The organism is Agrobacterium tumefaciens, assembly GCA_025560025.1.
In the GTDB taxonomy this organism is placed as follows: domain Bacteria; phylum Pseudomonadota; class Alphaproteobacteria; order Rhizobiales; family Rhizobiaceae; genus Agrobacterium.
This window is the reverse complement of sequence record CP048486.1, coordinates 2,054,055-2,070,277: the sequence shown is the minus strand read 5'-3', so window position 1 is coordinate 2,070,277 and position 16,223 is coordinate 2,054,055. Positions and strand designations below refer to the sequence as shown.

Genomic DNA, 16,223 nt, shown 5'->3' with positions numbered 1-16,223 from the left:
GGGGAGCCGGCAACGCCCGGCCGATTTCCCTGCCGCTCTGAGGCAGGGCGTAAATCTGATTCCAATCTGGGAGGAACATGTAATGAAGAAGAATATGATCTGTATCTGGTACGACAGGGATGCCGAGGCCGCCGCCAGATTTTATGCCAGCACGTTCCCTGACAGCGTTGTCAGCAACGTATACCGGGCGCCGAGCGACTATCCCTCCGGTAAGGAAGGCGACGTTTTGATGGTGCAGTTCACCGTTGCCGGCGTCGCCTGCATTGGGCTCAACGGCGGACCGGCCTTTAAACAAAGCGAGGCCTTCTCGTTTCAGATATCGACCGAAGATCAGGAAGAAACCGACCGCTACTGGAACGCCATTGTCGGCAATGGCGGCGAGGAAAGCGCCTGTGGCTGGTGCAAGGACAAATGGGGCATCTCCTGGCAGATTACCCCGCGCGTGCTGATGGAGGCCATGGCCGCCGGCGGCGCAGAGGCCAAACGCGCCTTTGCCGCCATGATGGACATGAAGAAAATCGATGTCGCCGCCATCGAGGCCGCACGCCGCGGTTGACACAGCAACCCTACTCAGCATCAGGTAGAAAAATAATATAAAAACCGTAACCATATGAAAAATAACAATAAAAACACAAATACGGCTTTTATTACAGCTGTTTTACCGCGCAGGTTCCCCTGCGCGGCCAGTCATCATAAAACGTTCAACAAAGTGTAAGCCATCCGTCAAAGACGGCTGCTAGCAGAGCCCGTGGCTTCGTGCTGTGGACATGATGTCCTTGCCGATCATGCCATCAAATCCATCAACGGGGCTCAACACATGAAATCTTCCGCTCTGACTTCTTTCGTGGCCGGCGTCGCCATAGCGGCCGCCTTCGGCGCCACCGCCGCTCACGCAGAAAAGACCAAGTTCGAATTCTGGTACGGCCTCTCCGGCGATCTCGGCGACCGCGTTCAGGACACCTGCAAGAAGTTCAACGATTCGCAGGCTGAATTCGAAATCGTCTGCACCTCGCAGAATGATTACGACGCCACGCTGCAGAACACCATTGCCGCCTACCGCGCCAAGAAGCAGCCCGCGATCACCCAGATCTACGATGCCGGCACCCTCGATCTGATGCTCTCCGGCGCTTTTGTTCCGGCCAAGAAGCTGATGGCCGACAATGGTTACAAGATCGACTGGAACAATTATTTTCCCGGCATCGCCAATTATTACGCGACGGCTTCGGGCGAGCTGAACTCCTTCCCGTATAATTCTTCCACGGCGATGTTCTATTACAATATCGACGCCTTCGAAAAAGCCGGCATCACCTTCAAGCCCGACACCTGGGAACAGGTTGAAGAGGCCGCCAAGAAGCTGAAGACTGCCGGTTTCGAATGCCCGCTGGCCTTCAACTTCGACACCTGGATGCTGATGGAGCAGTTCTCCGCCATTCACAACCAGCCGATCGCCACCAAGGGCAACGGCTATCAGGGCCTTGACGCCGAACTGACGATCAACAAGACGAAATTCGTCGATCACGTCAAGTTCTTCAAGAAGATGCAGGACGAGAAGCTCTTTGTCGTCAAGACGAAGCAGCTCGGCATGGACATCCTGCCCGCTTTCACCTCGCAGACCTGCCAGATGTTCATGACCTCCATCGCCAATCACGGCACCGTCGGCAAGACCATGCCGGAAGGCGTGAAGTGGGACGTCGCCATGCTGCCGGTCTGGAAAGGCACCGAGCGCCACAACTCGCTCGTCGGCGGCGCTTCGCTCTGGGTCATGGCCGGTCGTCCCGATGCAGAATATAAGGGCGCTGCCGCATTCCTGAACTTCATCGCCCAGCCGGAGATGGTTCAGTGGTGGTCCACGGTCACCGGCTACATCCCGGTCACCAAGACCGGCTTCGACGCCATGAAGGCCAACGGCTTCTACGACAAGGCACCTTACAAGGGCCGTGAAAAGGCAATCGAAAGCCTGACGTTTACGCCGCCTTCCGACTATACCCGCGGCATCCGTCTTGGCGGTTTCACGCAGATCCGCAAGGAAGTCGCCACCTCGCTCGAAGCCATCTTCATGCAAAACGCCGACGTCCAGGCTGAACTGGACAAGGCCGTCGAGCGCTCCAATGCCGCTCTGCGCCGCTTCGAAAAGACCTATGCCGGCGCCAAGCTGAACTAAGCTTCCCGCCCGACTTCGAAGGACTTGCCCGTGACGCCTTGCTTCACGGGCAAGTCCGCCCATTTCTCCAGTAATGCCGGTTTTTTCATGGAAAAGCGCGCCGTCTTCAAAAGCACGTGGTTGCCCGTGCTGTTCGCCCTGCCGCAGCTTCTGCTGATCTTTCTGTTCTTCTATTGGCCAGTGGCAGCGGTCATCAACTGGGCGTTCACGCTAGAACCGCCTTTCGGCGGCGCTGCGGAGTTCGTCGGTCTCGCCAATTTCGAGGAAACCTTTCTCGATCCGCTTTACTGGCATTCGGTGCTCGTCAGCATGGTCTTTGCCATTGCCGGGCCTGTCTTCACCATCCTGATCGGCCTCGTCTTGGCGCTGTGTGTCGATCGCGCGCTGCCCGGCTCCGGCTTTTTCAGGGTCCTGTACATCCTGCCTTACGCCATTGCCGGCCCCGCCGCGGGCATGGCCTTCCGCTTCATCCTGTCGCCGGAACGTGGTCTTGCCGCCTCGCTCAACGCCTGGTGGCCGGACATCTGGAACCCGGCCAAATACGGTGAACATGCGCTGATCCTCGTCATCGTCATCTTCATCTGGAAATGGGCGGGCTACACCTTCATCTTCGTGCTCGCCGGCCTGCAATCGGTGCCACGCTCGCTGACGGAAGCGGCCGCCATGGATGGCTCCGGCCCCATTCGCCGCGCCATCGACATTCAGGTGCCGCTGCTTGCCCCTACTTTGTTCTTCCTCACCGTGATCATGATGACCGAGGGCTTCGTCGGAGCCGATACGTTCGGCATCGTCGCCACCACCACCGAGGGCGGCCCCAACCGCGCCACCGAGGTGATGGTCTACCGCATCGTCAGCGAAGCCTTTGAGGGCCTGAACTATTCCGGCGCTTCGGCGCAGAGCATCGTCCTCATCGGCCTCATCATGGTTTTCACCTTCATCCAATTCCGCTTTGTCGAGCGGCAGGTCCATTACAAGTGAGGCGGCCATGATACAGCGCACACCCTTTGCCGACGCCCTGACCTATATACTGATGGTCGCCGGCTTCTTTTTGCTCATCGGCCCCTTCATCGTCGTGATTTCCGGCGCCAGCCAGTCAGTGCAGCAGGTCAACAGCGTACCGTTCAACTTCATGCCCCAAGGTGAGTTTTTCACCAACGCCACAACGGCATGGGAACGCGCCAATCTCGGCAATGCCCTGTTGAACAGCATCATCATGGCCACGCTGGTCACGATCGGCAAGGTGGCTCTCTCGGCCTGCACCGCCTTCGCCATCGTGTTTTTCCGTTCGCCGCTCAAACACCTGTTTTTCTGGACGGTCTTTATCACTTTGATGCTGCCGCTCGAAGTGCGCGTGGTGCCGACCTATTCGGTGGCCGCCGATCTTTTCCAGCCGTTCCGCTCCATTCTTGGACTTTTCGGCATCGAAGTGACGGTCGAGTGGAACCTTCTGAACTCCTATTCCGGCCTCACCTTGCCGCTGGTCGCCACGGCCACCGGCACCTTCCTTTACCGGCAGTTCTTCATGACGATCCCCGACGAGCTGGCGGAAGCCGCGCGCATGGACGGCTCAGGTCCGGTGCGCTTCTTCGTGGAAATGCTGCTGCCGCTTTCGCGCACCAATATGGCAGCGCTCACCACCATCATGTTCGTTTATGCCTGGAACCAGTATCTGTGGCCGCTGCTTATGGTCACCGACCCCTCCTACAAAACGGTGATGATGTCGCTGCGCGCACTTCTGCCAGCCGAAGACGGCATACCGGACTGGAACGTCACGCTGGCCGGCTCCCTCATCATCATCATGCCGCCGCTTCTCGTCGTGGCCTTCCTGCAACGCTGGTTCGTCCGCGGCCTCGTATCGTCCGACAAGTGACGTCGTCGCGTGGCTTTCAACAACAAGGTTCTCCTATCATGGCTCAGATCGATATTCGCCAGGTCCGCAAATCCTACGGCAAGACCCCGACCCTGCACGGCGTGGATCTCTCTTTCCAATCCGGCGAATTCGTCGTCATCCTCGGCCCCTCGGGCTGCGGCAAATCCACGCTGCTGCGCATGATCGCCGGGCTGGAGGAAATCACCTCAGGCGAGATCGCCATTGGCGGGCGCGTCGTCAACACGCTGGAGCCGCGCGAGCGCGGCTGCGCCATGGTGTTCCAGAATTATGCGCTTTATCCGCACATGACGGTGGCGGGTAATATCGGCTATGCGCTGAAGGTCGCGGGTGTGCCCAAGGCCGAACGCCTGCGCCGCATCGAGGAAACAGCAAAGATCGTCGGCCTTTCCGACTATCTGGAGCGCAAGCCCGCAGCCCTTTCCGGCGGCCAGCGCCAGCGCGTGGCCATGGCCCGCGCCATCATCCGCGAACCGCAGGTTTTCCTGTTCGACGAGCCGCTATCCAACCTCGACGCCAAGCTGCGCGTGACCATGCGTGCGGAAATCCGCAAATTGCACCAGCGTCTGTCCGCAACCTCCGTCTTCGTCACCCATGACCAGGTGGAAGCCATGACGCTGGCCGACCGGCTGGTGGTGATGAACAGGGGCAATGTCGAGCAGGTCGGCCATCCGCTCGATATCTACCATCGCCCGGCCAGCACCTTCGTGGCCTCTTTCATCGGCTCGCCCGCCATGAACCTGTTCAGCACGAGGGTGGAGGTGGAATCCCCTGCCGTGATGCTGGCAGGCACGCCGGTGAAACTCTTCCCCGAAACCGCGCTGGAACTGCGCGGCCGTGACGTGACGGTCGGCATCCGCCCGGAACAATGCGTGGTCAGCACGGATGGCGCCGGCGTGCCGGCAGTGGTGGATTTCGTCGAAGAACTGGGCTCGGGCCGCATCGTGCATGCCGATATCGCCGGAGAGACCTTCTCCGCCGCCATTGGTGAGGACCTTTCGGTAAAACCCGGCCAGCGCATTTACCTGGACCTGCCCGCCGCCCACCTTCATTTCTTCGATCCGGCCACCGGCAAGCGGATCGAAACCGAGGGCGCCGTCGAGACCACCCGCATCGGCAACGAGAAACTGCTGGCGGTCTAGAACATTTCCCGTGAACGAGGGTTCGCGGGAAGTGCCCTTTGTCTTAGCGCATTGTCCAGACGTGAAAGCGATTGGCTTTTACTCAAAAAGGCTCCAGCGGCCGCGAAGGCGCGTCCGCTGCGGGCTTGACTGGCCGGCCGCTGTCACGGAACCACATCAAAACGGGATGTGGAAAGAGAGCGGCATGACGTGCGCGCCCTTCCCCGGCAGGCCGAGGAAGGTGATCGATTCGACGATTGCGACACCGAGACCCATGCGCACCCGCGCAAGCGAAACAGGTCGCATTGCTGTCGATCACGGAGGAAGGGTCGAGGCCGAGGCTGGAAAGCACATCGTTGATCCGCATGCGCAGGCGGAAGGAGTTTACCAAAGCGATAAGCCGGTTTCCGGCAAGGTCTTCGGCGGAGATGACGACCTTCCCGGCGAGCGGATGATTTTCCGCCACCACGGCCACGCACGGCACTTCCCAACGGGATGCAAACAGGGCCGGCGCAGGTGACGGGATCATCGCCAAATGCAGAATTTCAGCAAAAATCTTTCGGTTCGCAAATCATAATCGGAATAGTCTTTGCCGCGCCAATCCCCCGGCGGGGATATCGTCGCGACGAGCAAAGACCTGCCTGCGGCTGAAGCCATCCGCAACGCGCAGAACATCGACGAAAGTGAAGCCCAATGGCAAATGATCGCAAACTGCATCTCGGCGCCTTCATGCGGCCCGTCAGTCTCCACACGGGTGCATGGCGTTATCCGGGCGCCTTCCCGGATGCGAATTTCAATTTCGCCCATCTGGCGCGCTTCGCACAACAGCTTGAGGCCGCCAAGTTCGATGCATTCTTCATGGCCGATCATCTGGCGGTGCTGAACATGCCCACCGAGGCGCTGCGCCGCAGCCACACCGTCACATCCTTCGAGCCCTTCACCCTGCTTTCGGCGCTCGCCGCCGTTACCTCCCGCGTCGGGCTGGTCGCCACCGCCTCCACCACATTCGATGAGCCCTATCATGTGGCCCGGCGTTTCGCCTCGCTCGATCACCTCAGCAATGGCCGCGCCGGCTGGAACATCGTCACCACGTCAAATCCAGACGCCGCCCGAAATTTCGGCCGCGAGGAACAGCCGGATCATGCCGAGCGCTATGGCCGCGCGCGGGAATTTTACGATGTCGTCACCGGTCTCTGGGACTCTTTTTCGGATGACGCCTTTATCCGGGATGTCGATAGCGGGCTGTTTTTCGATCCCGAAAAGATGCATGTGCTGGACCACAAGGGACCGGAATTTTCCGTGCGCGGACCGCTCAACATCGCGCGCCCGGTGCAGGGTTGGCCCGTCATCGTGCAGGCCGGCGCTTCCGAGCCGGGACGCCAGCTTGCCGCCGAGACGGCCGAGGTGGTTTTTGCCGCACCCCCCACGCTTGCCGCAGGAAAGGCTTTTTATAAGGATGTCAAGGACAGGACCGTTGCGGCAGGCCGCTCCCGCGACAGCATTGTTATCCTGCCGGGCGCTTTCGTTCTCGTCGCCGACAGTGTGGAGGAGGCCAAAGCCAAACGCGCCAGGCTCGACAGTCTCGTCCATTATGACAGCGCAATCGCCTCGCTTTCCATTGCGCTCGGCCACGATGTTTCCGGCTTCGATCCCGATGGCCCCCTGCCTGATATTCCGGAAACGAATGCCAGCAAATCCAGCCGTGAACGGGTGATCGAGCTTGCCCGAAGCGAAGGCCTGACGGTGCGCCAACTCGCCCAGCGGCTGGGCGGTTATGCGGGTCTTGCCTTCGTCGGCACGCCAAAGACCATCGCCGACGAGATGGAGCAATGGCTTCATGAGGAGGGTTCGGATGGTTTCAACGTCACCTTCCCTTTCCTGCCGGCCGGCCTGGACGACTTCACGACGCAGGTGGTGCCGGAACTGCAAAGGCGCGGGCTGTTCCGCAAGGACTATGAGGGGCCGACATTACGCGACCATCTTGGCCTGCAACGACCAGCCAATCGTTTTTTCAGCTGAATAAAGCGCCGTTGACCTCGGTGATGCCCAGGTGACCACGCGGAAAGGGCAGGACAGGATCGTGTAAGCCGGGTTCAGTTCAGCGGCGGCTCGTGCAGCAGAACCTGCGAAAGCGGCCTGCGGCGCGAAACGGGAACGGAAAAGCTTTCGACCATATGGCCGAAACCAATCAGTGTAATGATGACATGCGAATCGTCCAGTCCCAGAAGCCCGCGCATGGCGCGATCCTCCTCCATTGTCGCACTCCAGTTGAGCATGCAGGCGCCGAGACCTTCCGCATGCAGCCCGAGCGCCAGCGTCATGGCAAACATTCCGCCATCCACCCAGCCCTGATTTCGCTCCCCTATCGTGTTCCAGTTTCTAAGATCGACCGTCACGACGAAGACCCCACCAAGCTGGTCTCCGAAACCGCGGTTGCCCTGATGGTGCGAGAGGACGCGCCGGATAGAATCCTTGTCCGTAAACGCAAGAACTTTCGTGGTCTGGCGATTGCAGCTCGAAGGCGATTGCGTGGCGGCCATGACAGCCCGCTCGATCCGCTCCACTTCAACCGGCCTTGCACGGTCATACTGACGAACACTGTGACGAGCAGCCATGAAGCCCATGAAATCGCACGAGGCCGCGGCACGGATGGCCCTTGCCGAAACCGCCTCGCTTCCGGCGACACAGGGAGAGGACGCGGCATCGGATGCAAGCAGGTCATCCAGAAGTTTCTGCGCCTCCCGGACATCCGCCCCATTGGCCGCATTATAGGCCACATAAGCGGCAAGCACGCCAAGCCCGTTATCGGTCGCCGCATCAGGACCGTAGCTTTCGATATAATGGGAAACTTCCGCCGCCAGCAAACGCACCTTGTCGATCCCGAAACCTGCACGAGGATCGCTGAGCGACAGGCCATATTCCAGCATATGGGACAACAGCCTGATATGCGCCTCCAGATTTTGTCGCTCGCGCGGACCGTCAATGAAACTGGAGGCCCGGTATCGACGAAAATCATAGGCGAAATTCCGCACAAGCGTGATGAAGCTTTGCAAACGCGACAAAGCTCCGCCGCTGCCCGGCGCGCTCCTGGCGACTGGCATTGTAACCTCCGTGAAGTAGTCTCTCTTTGATGGAAACACCATCGCCATGGCCGGCCCCGCTGTCAAACCAGCCACGAAACGCCAAAACTGCCTTAATTTGCGACCTTTCTCGTCCAATATTTAATCAAACATCGGAAATGCATTTGTTTTATGCAGCAACACCTATCCAAACGGATAGGAAATTTGCTTTGAAGCCAGCCATACTACCCACCCGAAAGAGCGAAGACCCTATTCGCCAAAGCTCTTTCGTCAGACGGCAAGCCGATGCACCGTAAGGCATCGGAACAAGCGGCGCAGGAAGCCGACGCCCAGAAGTGTCGGATGCGCAACGTTCAAGGCTTGGATTTGTCCCGCATACGCCGGTCGTAGCGGTGCTTGAAGGAGGTATCGAGAATGCGTAACGTCAATGTTCGTGTCGTGTCCCCCATCGTAACGCGCGGCTTTCGCAAGCTGGCGGATCTCAAGGCGCTGGAATATCCCGGCGTGAGCCTTTCCCATGCCGAGATAGCCACAGGGCCGGGTTCGATCGAAAGCGAGTTCGAGGCGGCGATGTCCGTTCCCGGCACCCTGCTTGAGGTCGCGCGCGCCGAGCGCGAAGGCGTCGATGCCGTCATCATCGACTGCATGGGCGATCCGGGTCTGCGGCCGGCCCGGGAAATTTCCGGCATGCTCGTTGTCGGACCATGCCAAACCGGCATGCATGTTGCATCCATGCTGGGACATAAATTCTCGGTCATCACCGTCATGCGTCGCCTGATCCCGTCTTTTGAAAATACCGCCGCCCTATGCGGCCTTTCCAGCAAGCTGGCCTCGGTGCGCAGCGTCGACATTCCCGTCCTCGATCTCGAGGCGGATCTTGTCGCCACCGCCCGGCGGCTGGTGGAGGAAGGCAGGAAGGCTGTCGAGGAGGACGGCGCGGAAGCGCTGATCTTCGGCTGCACCGGCCTGATGGGATGTGCCGCCGGTCTGCGCGACGGGCTGCTTGCCGAAGGCATCGACGTTCCCGTCATCGATCCCATTCCGACAGCGGTGTCGATTGCCGCCGGTCTCGTGCGCGCCGGCCTTTCGCAAAGCAAGACGACCTATCCGGCCCCGCCGGAAAAGGAACTGATCGGTTACGACGCCTTGCACAGGGCCATGCTGCCGCAAGCGGCAGAATGAGGAGATCGGGCAACATGGCGGTATCCGCAATGACGACATCGGACAAACAGGTGAACGGCCTGCCTCTTTCTCAGGCTTCGTCGCTGCGAAGACGCTTCGGCGAGGGGCTTGGCTTCTGGCTGCTTCTGCTGCCGGCCCTGATTTTTTTCATCGCCTTTTTCGTCGTGCCCACCGCTTCGCTTTTTGCCCTTGCCTTCAACAAATCGGTGGCGGGCGTCATAACTCTTTCAAGCGCGATCACTTTCGACAATTTCGTGCGCATCTTCACCCGCGCCATTTATTACGAAGCCATTTTGCGTTCCGTCGGCATTGCCGCCATGGTGGCGCTGGTCTGTCTGGTGCTTGGATATCCGCTTGCCTATGTCATCGCCAAGACGGTCAGCCCCGGCCGCAACACCCTGCTGATGATCCTGGTCCTGTCATCGATGCAGCTCGACATGGTCATCCGGCTTTATGGGCTGATGGTGCTTCTGGGCGATAACGGCCTCATCAACAGCACACTCATCCGCATCGGCATTATTTCAGAGCCATTGCCGCTGATGTACAACATCTTCGGTGTCGTGGTCGGGCTGGTGCAGATCACGCTGCCTTTCATGATCCTGTCATTGATCGGCATCATCAAATCCATCCATCCTGCGCTGGAAGAAGCGGCCAGATCGCTTGGCGCTTCCCGTGCGAAGGCCTTCTTCTCCATCGTACTGCCCCTTTCCATGCCGGGAATTCTGGCGGGTACGCTGCTGGTCTTCGCACTTGCCATTTCATCCTATGTCGTGCCGGCGCTGATGGGCGGCTGGAAGGTCATGGTCATGCCGATCCACATCTACCAGCAGGTGGCGGAAACCGGACGCTGGCAGTTCGGTGCGGCCATCGCCATCGTCCTCTTCGTCACCAGCCTGATGGCGATCGCCGTCTATCACCGCGCTGCCATGCGCACCACGGGAGGGCGCAGCTGATGCGTGAGGAATCATCAATTCCGCTTGTTTTCAGGCTTCTATCGGTGCTGACGCTGACGGTTTTGCTGGTCCCCGTCATCATCGTCATCCTGTCCGGCCTGAATGCCGGCGACTACCTGACCTTTCCGCCGCAGGGTTTTTCCCTGCGCTGGGTCTATGCCTTCCTGACCTCGCCGACCTTTCTCTCGGCCTATGGCGTTTCCTTCCTCGTCGCCGGCATCTCGACAGCGATTGCGACGGTGCTCGGCACCATGGCGGCGCTTTTCCTGACACGGTCGTCGAGCCGTCTTGTCGCACCGCTGCGCGCCTTCTTCATGATGCCCATCGTCCTGCCGGGGGTGGTGCTTGGCCTTGCGCTCTATGTGTTCTATGTCACCACCGGCATCGGGCTCGCACGGAGCATGACCGGGCTTATCATCGGCCACGTCATCGTCACCTGCCCCTTCGTCATCGCCACGGTCACCGCCGCCCTCGTCGGCTTCGACCGCAGCCTGGAAGAGGCGGCACGGTCGCTCGGGGCCTCTCCCTTCACCGCCTTTCGGCTCGTGACGCTGAAGATCATTTCACCGGCCATTTCGGCTGGCACCATCTTCGCTTTCATCATTTCCTTTGGCCAGTTCGAGGTGACGCTCTTCCTCTCGACGCCAAACCTGCAAACCTTGCCAATGGCCATGTATGTGGCGCTGCGTTACGCCTTCGAACCCACCGCGGCGGCAGCAGGCATATTCGCCATCCTCCTCGTCGTCGTGTCGATGGTGGCAACGTCCAGGCTCATCAATCTGAAGCGCGTTTTCGGCGGCTAGAGCACCGCCGGACATTTAATGAATGCCCGCATCCATAGGTTCAAAAAACAAGGGGAACATGGACATGACTGGAATGACATTCGATCCCAACCGCCGCAAACTTCTCAAGATCGGCGCCGCAGCAGCAACTCTGCCGCTCTTCAACATCAACCATGCCTTCTCGCAGGACGTGACCTATGACGGCTCCGTCTTCGATGCCGGCGGGGCGGTGTTGCGGATAGGCGAATGGGGCGGCCCGTGGGGCGAGCTGGTCAATAAATATCTGCTGACCGACTTCGCGAAAGATTTCAACTGCAAGATCGAATATGATTCCACCTGGCCGTGGTTTCCCAAATTCGTCGCCAACGGGCCGAAGAAACCGCCGCTCGACATTACCAACTGGAACCTGCCGGAAATGTTCAAGACGGCGGCGGCGGGCGATTTCTTCCATACGATCGACGAAATCCTTCCCAATGTGCCAAACGGCAAAAATCTCTGGCCATTTGCCACCTCGAACGGCGTCGGCGTCACCTGGGCTTTCAACCAGTATGTGCATGCCTATCGCACCGACCTCGTCACACCGCCGCCGACCAGCTTCAAGGACATGTGGAAGCCGGAATTCGCCGGCAAGCGCGGCACCTACATCACCTCCAACACGCTGCAGATGGACTTCTTCCTCGTCGCCTGCTCGCTGTTCGGCAAGGATCAGTACGATCTCGATGCCGGTTACAAGGCGATGAAGGAATTGATGCCCGCCAAGATTTCGGATTTCACCGGCAACATGCAGACGCTGATGGATCGCGGCGAGGTGGTCATGGCGGTGCAGAGCGACGCCGAACCCATGCAGGCCCGCGACAAGGGCGCTCCCTTCGCCGTCATGTACTGGAAGGAACTGCAGCCGATCCTGACCCAGACCTACACGGTCAGCCGCTATTCCGAGCCGACGCAGAAGAAGCTTGCCTATGCGCTTCTCAACCGGGCGCTGGAGCCCTCCTTCATGACCAATATGGGCAAGGAATTCTACCTGCGCCCCACCGTCTCCAACGCCGTCCTGCCGGATAATCTCGTCAAGGCCGGCATCGTCAACAGCGCCGACGCCACCAAGGATTTCTGGCTGCCGGACTGGAAAGCCTATCTCGAAAACGAAGACGAGATCGTCGAGACCGTGAACGAAATCTTCGCGGGCTGACCCTCGCACCCACAGAACGTCGTGGCCGGTTCCGCCGGCCACGTCCCAGAGGGAAAGGACAACGGAAGCCGATGTCGGATATTCAACTGAAAAGCCTCGTCAAATCCTATGGCGACAATGTCGCGGTCGCGGGCATCGATCTGCATATAGAACAGGGCGAATTCTTCTCGCTGCTGGGACCTTCCGGCTGCGGCAAGTCCACGACATTGCGCATGATCGCCGGCTTCATCCGCCCATCATCGGGGCAGATCCTGATCGGATCGGATGACGTCACCTATCTGCCGCCCGAAAAGCGCGACATCGGCATCGTCTTCCAGAATTATGCGATTTTCCCGCATATGAACGTGGCCGAAAACATCGCCTTCGGTCTGAAGCTGCGAAAGAAATCCAGGGAAGAAATCGACCGCTCCGTCGCCTTCGCATTACGCCAGGTCGGCCTTGCGGGATATGAAAACCGCTATCAGCGCCAGCTTTCCGGTGGCGAGCAGCAGCGTGTGGCCCTTGCCCGCGTGCTGGTTACCGAACCGCGCATCCTGCTTCTCGATGAACCGCTTTCGGCACTCGACAAATCGCTGCGGGAAGAAATGAAATACTGGATCAAGGATCTGCAAAAGAAGCTCGGCATCACCACCGTTTACGTGACCCACGATCAGGATGAGGCGCTCACCATGTCCGACCGCATCGGCGTGATGCAGAAAGCCAGAGTTGAGCAGGTGGGCACGCCGCAGGAAATCTACGAGAGGCCGAAGACGCTTTTCGTCACCACCTTCATCGGCCAGTCGAATGTCATCGACGCCACAGTGAGGGGCCGCCAAGGCGAAAGTCTGGTGGTCAGCTTCGGCGACACCGTGGCGTTGACACGTGTTCCCGCCGAAGACTTTGCCGATGGCAAAGCCGTCAAGCTCGTCGTCAGGCCGGAAAACATCATCATCGGCGAGGCCGGCACCGGCGTTCCGGCAACCGTCGTCTCGGAAACCTATCAGGGCGCCCTTGTCCGCTACCATCTTTCGGTCGGCGGGCAGGATATCGTCGCCGAACGGCAGAACCAGTCCCATCTCGCCAGGCTGTCGCCCGGACAGGCGATCGGCGTGACATGGGACCCGGAACGATCCGAAGTCTTGGTGGCCTGAGACCCGGCCACCGGAACCAGAAAATCGGGAAAGGATGCAATGTGCGGTGAGCAGCCGCGCAGGCGCCCTTCCCTTGTCAATCGACAGGAGAAAGACATGCGTATTGGCATTGATGTGGGTGGCACGAATACCGACGCCGCCCTTATGGATGGGGCAGCGGTCACCGGCGCCTGCAAAAGCCCGACAACGGCCGATGTCGGCTCGGGCATCGTGGCGGTGCTGAACAAGCTTCTGGGCATGACGGGCGTATCCGTCTCGCAAATTCAGGCGGTGATGATCGGCACGACCCATTTCACCAATGCCGTGGTCGAGCGCAAGCGCCTGCTGGAAGTCGCCGCCATCCGCCTCGGCCTGCCGGCCACCAAGGGCCTGCCGCCGCTGACCGACTGGCCGAAGGACCTTGCCGACACGCTTGGCCGCCACACCTTCATGCTGCGCGGCGGACATGAATTCGACGGGCGCACCATCGCGCCTCTCGACGAAAAGGGATTGATGGAGGTTGCCGCCACCGTGCGCGAACGCGGCCTGAAGACGGCGGCCATCACCTCGGTTTTTTCGCCGGTCACGCCGGAAATGGAGCTTCGCGCCGCCGAAATCCTGCGCGATGCGGTTCCCGACATCGCCATCTCGCTCAGCCACGAAATCGGCAGGGTGGGTTTCCTCGAGCGTGAAAACGCCTCGATCATGAATGCCTCGCTGGCCGAGCTTTCCCGCAAGGTCGTCTCCTCCTTCCGCAGCGCGCTGAAGGAGCTCGACATCAAGGCGCCCTTTTTCATCAGCCAGAACGACGGAACATTGATGTCTCCCGACTATGTGGAGCGTTATCCCGTCCTTACCTTCGCCTCCGGTCCCACCAATTCCATGCGTGGCGCTGCGATGCTGGCCGGTGTCAAGGAAGCCATGGTGGTGGATATTGGCGGCACGACATCGGATGTCGGCATGCTCGTGCACGGTTTTCCCAGAGAATCGGCGGTTGCCGTCGATATTGGCGGTGTACGCACCAATTTCCGCATGCCGGACGTGCTGGCAATCGGGCTTGGTGGCGGCTCGCTGGTGCGTGACGAGGGTAAGCGCATCGGTCCCGATTCCGTCGGTTACGAGATCACCAGCAAGGCGCTGGTTTTCGGCGGCGATACGCTGACAACCACGGATATCGTGGTGGCGGCCGGGCTGGAGGATATTGGCGACCGCTCCCGCGTTGCGCATATTCCTGCACAAACCATCGAAAACGCGCTCGAAACCATGCATCGCATGGTCGATGAGGCCGTGGATCGCATGAAGACCAGCGCCGATCCGCTTCCCGTCATTCTGGTGGGCGGCGGCTCCATTCTGGTCTCGCGCGATCTGCCTTCGGCATCGAAGGTTCTGAGGCCACAAAACGCCTCCGTCGCCAATGCCATCGGCGCGGCGATCGCGCAGGTGGGCGGCGAGGTTGACCGCATCTTCTCGCTGGAAGGCACCTCGCGTGACGCCGTTCTGGCAAGCGCAAAGGCCGAAGCTTCGGAACGCGCGGTGAAGGCAGGGGCGGCAGCCGCCTCCGTCAAGATCATGGATATCGAGGAAGTGCCGCTTGCCTATCTGCCCGGCAGCGCCACCCGCATCCGCGTCAAGGCGGTTGGCGACCTGGTGATCGGTTGAGGACATGGCGATGAAACTCACACGCGAACATCTTGCCGATCTTGCCGTCGGCGCGGCTTTTCTCGGAACCGGCGGCGGCGGCGATCCCTATGTCGGGCGCATGATGGTACAGCAATGCCTGGACGAAGGCTGCGAGGTCGAGCTGATCGACCCCAGCGAGTTGCCGGACGACAGCCTCGTCATCCCGACAGCCATGATGGGTGCGCCGACCGTGCTGGTGGAGAAAATCCCGTCCGGCGAAGAGGCCATCTTCTCGCTCCGTCGCCTTGAGAAACGGCTCGGCAAAAAAGCCGGCTACACCATGCCCATCGAGATAGGCGGCATCAATTCCACCATTCCGCTGGTCGTCGGCGCCCGGCTCGGTCTGCCCATCGTCGATGCCGATGGCATGGGGCGCGCCTTTCCGTTTCTGGAAATGGAGACATTCGGCGTTTACGGCATATCCGGCTCCCCCATGGCGGTGAGCAACGAGTGGGGCGATTGCGCGCTGATCGAAGCCGTCGATAACAGGCAGATGGAATGGCTCTCCCGCGCCGTCGCCATTCGCATGGGCGGCTGCGCCTATATTGCGGAATATGCCATGAGCGGCGCGGAGGTGAAGCGCACGGCCATTCCCAATACGCTGACACTGGCGATCCACATCGGCAAGGTGTTACGCAAGGCGCAGGAGGATCACATCAATCCCATCGAGGCGCTTCTCGGTTTCCTGCCATCCACGCTTTACCGTTACGGTCGCGTCATCTTCAAGGGAAAGATCGTAGATGTGATGCGCGAAACCAAAGCCGGTTTCACCATCGGCCGCGCCCGCATCGAAGCCGTCGCGCCATTCACCTCGCAGATGGAAATCGAAATCCAGAACGAGAACCTGATCGCCAGGCAGGATGGCCGGGTAAGAGCCATCGTGCCGGACCTGATCTCGATCATGAACACGGAAACCGCCGAGCCAATCACCAGCGAAAACCTGCGCTACGGCCAGCGCGTCACCGTTGTCGCCGTCTCCGTGCCCGAGATCATGCGCACCCCGGAAGCGCTCGACGTGTTCGGCCCGGCCTGCTTCGGCCTGAAGGAACCCTTTACCTCCATCGAGGAGATCGACTGA

The 16,223-nt window shown here is 60.1% G+C and carries 14 protein-coding genes and 1 pseudogene; 13 read left to right on the top strand and 2 right to left on the bottom strand.

Features of this window, described 5'->3' with window-relative positions; all coding sequences use genetic code 11:
* Positions 1-82: 82 nt before the first annotated feature.
* The 5 genes from FY152_23380 to FY152_23360 all read left to right on the top strand — a co-directional run bounded on the left by FY152_23380 (position 83) and on the right by FY152_23360 (position 5,191).
* Positions 83-556, top strand: a complete 474-nt coding sequence (locus FY152_23380) for a VOC family protein (protein ID UXS35030.1) — start codon at positions 83-85, stop codon at positions 554-556.
* A gap of 261 nt (positions 557-817) precedes the next feature.
* Positions 818-2,161, top strand: a complete 1,344-nt coding sequence (locus FY152_23375; GenBank protein UXS35029.1) for an extracellular solute-binding protein — start codon at positions 818-820, stop codon at positions 2,159-2,161.
* 87 nt (positions 2,162-2,248) lie between these two features.
* A complete protein-coding gene (locus FY152_23370) occupies positions 2,249-3,139 on the top strand; it encodes a sugar ABC transporter permease (GenBank protein ID UXS35170.1) in 891 nt (296 codons plus the stop codon).
* Positions 3,140-3,146: 7 nt separating this feature from the next.
* Entirely contained in the window at positions 3,147-4,031 is an 885-nt protein-coding gene (locus tag FY152_23365; protein ID UXS35028.1) for an ABC transporter permease subunit, read from the top strand.
* A 38-nt stretch (positions 4,032-4,069) separates the two neighbouring features.
* Positions 4,070-5,191 (top strand): sn-glycerol-3-phosphate import ATP-binding protein UgpC, encoded by a 1,122-nt coding sequence (locus FY152_23360; GenBank protein ID UXS35027.1) that lies wholly within the window; start codon positions 4,070-4,072, stop codon positions 5,189-5,191.
* Between the two features lie 156 nt (positions 5,192-5,347).
* Here FY152_23360 and FY152_23355 read toward each other — a convergent pair.
* Positions 5,348-5,657, bottom strand: a pseudogene (locus tag FY152_23355) (LysR family transcriptional regulator).
* A gap of 206 nt (positions 5,658-5,863) precedes the next feature.
* On the opposite strand from FY152_23355, the gene FY152_23350 reads away from it, so the two are divergent.
* The gene (locus FY152_23350; GenBank protein ID UXS35026.1) at positions 5,864-7,189 is read left to right on the top strand and encodes an LLM class flavin-dependent oxidoreductase; all 1,326 of its coding nucleotides are present in this window, start codon (positions 5,864-5,866) and stop codon (positions 7,187-7,189) included.
* Positions 7,190-7,263: 74 nt separating this feature from the next.
* Here the strand turns inward: FY152_23350 and FY152_23345 are convergent, their stop codons facing one another.
* A complete protein-coding gene (locus FY152_23345) occupies positions 7,264-8,271 on the bottom strand; it encodes a nitroreductase family protein (protein UXS35025.1) in 1,008 nt (335 codons plus the stop codon).
* Positions 8,272-8,664: 393 nt separating this feature from the next.
* Between FY152_23345 and FY152_23340 the strand changes: the two genes are divergently transcribed.
* The 7 genes from FY152_23340 to FY152_23310 all read left to right on the top strand — a co-directional run bounded on the left by FY152_23340 (position 8,665) and on the right by FY152_23310 (position 16,223).
* Positions 8,665-9,432 carry a hydrogenase expression protein HupH gene (locus FY152_23340; GenBank protein UXS35024.1) on the top strand — a complete coding sequence of 256 codons (768 nt, stop codon included), beginning with the start codon at positions 8,665-8,667 and terminating at the stop codon, positions 9,430-9,432.
* Positions 9,433-9,446: 14 nt separating this feature from the next.
* Complete coding sequence (locus FY152_23335; GenBank protein ID UXS35023.1) at positions 9,447-10,385, top strand: ABC transporter permease; 939 nt, start codon at positions 9,447-9,449, stop codon at positions 10,383-10,385.
* Positions 10,385-11,188 (top strand): ABC transporter permease, encoded by an 804-nt coding sequence (locus FY152_23330; protein UXS35022.1) that lies wholly within the window; start codon positions 10,385-10,387, stop codon positions 11,186-11,188. The genes FY152_23335 and FY152_23330 overlap by 1 nt, the downstream gene beginning before the upstream one ends.
* A gap of 58 nt (positions 11,189-11,246) precedes the next feature.
* Entirely contained in the window at positions 11,247-12,356 is a 1,110-nt protein-coding gene (locus FY152_23325) for an extracellular solute-binding protein (protein UXS35021.1), read from the top strand.
* 71 nt (positions 12,357-12,427) lie between these two features.
* A complete protein-coding gene (locus FY152_23320; GenBank protein ID UXS35020.1) occupies positions 12,428-13,486 on the top strand; it encodes an ABC transporter ATP-binding protein in 1,059 nt (352 codons plus the stop codon).
* Positions 13,487-13,582: 96 nt separating this feature from the next.
* The gene (locus tag FY152_23315) at positions 13,583-15,124 is read left to right on the top strand and encodes a hydantoinase/oxoprolinase family protein (protein ID UXS35019.1); all 1,542 of its coding nucleotides are present in this window, start codon (positions 13,583-13,585) and stop codon (positions 15,122-15,124) included.
* A 10-nt stretch (positions 15,125-15,134) separates the two neighbouring features.
* Positions 15,135-16,223 (top strand): DUF917 domain-containing protein, encoded by a 1,089-nt coding sequence (locus tag FY152_23310; protein UXS35018.1) that lies wholly within the window; start codon positions 15,135-15,137, stop codon positions 16,221-16,223.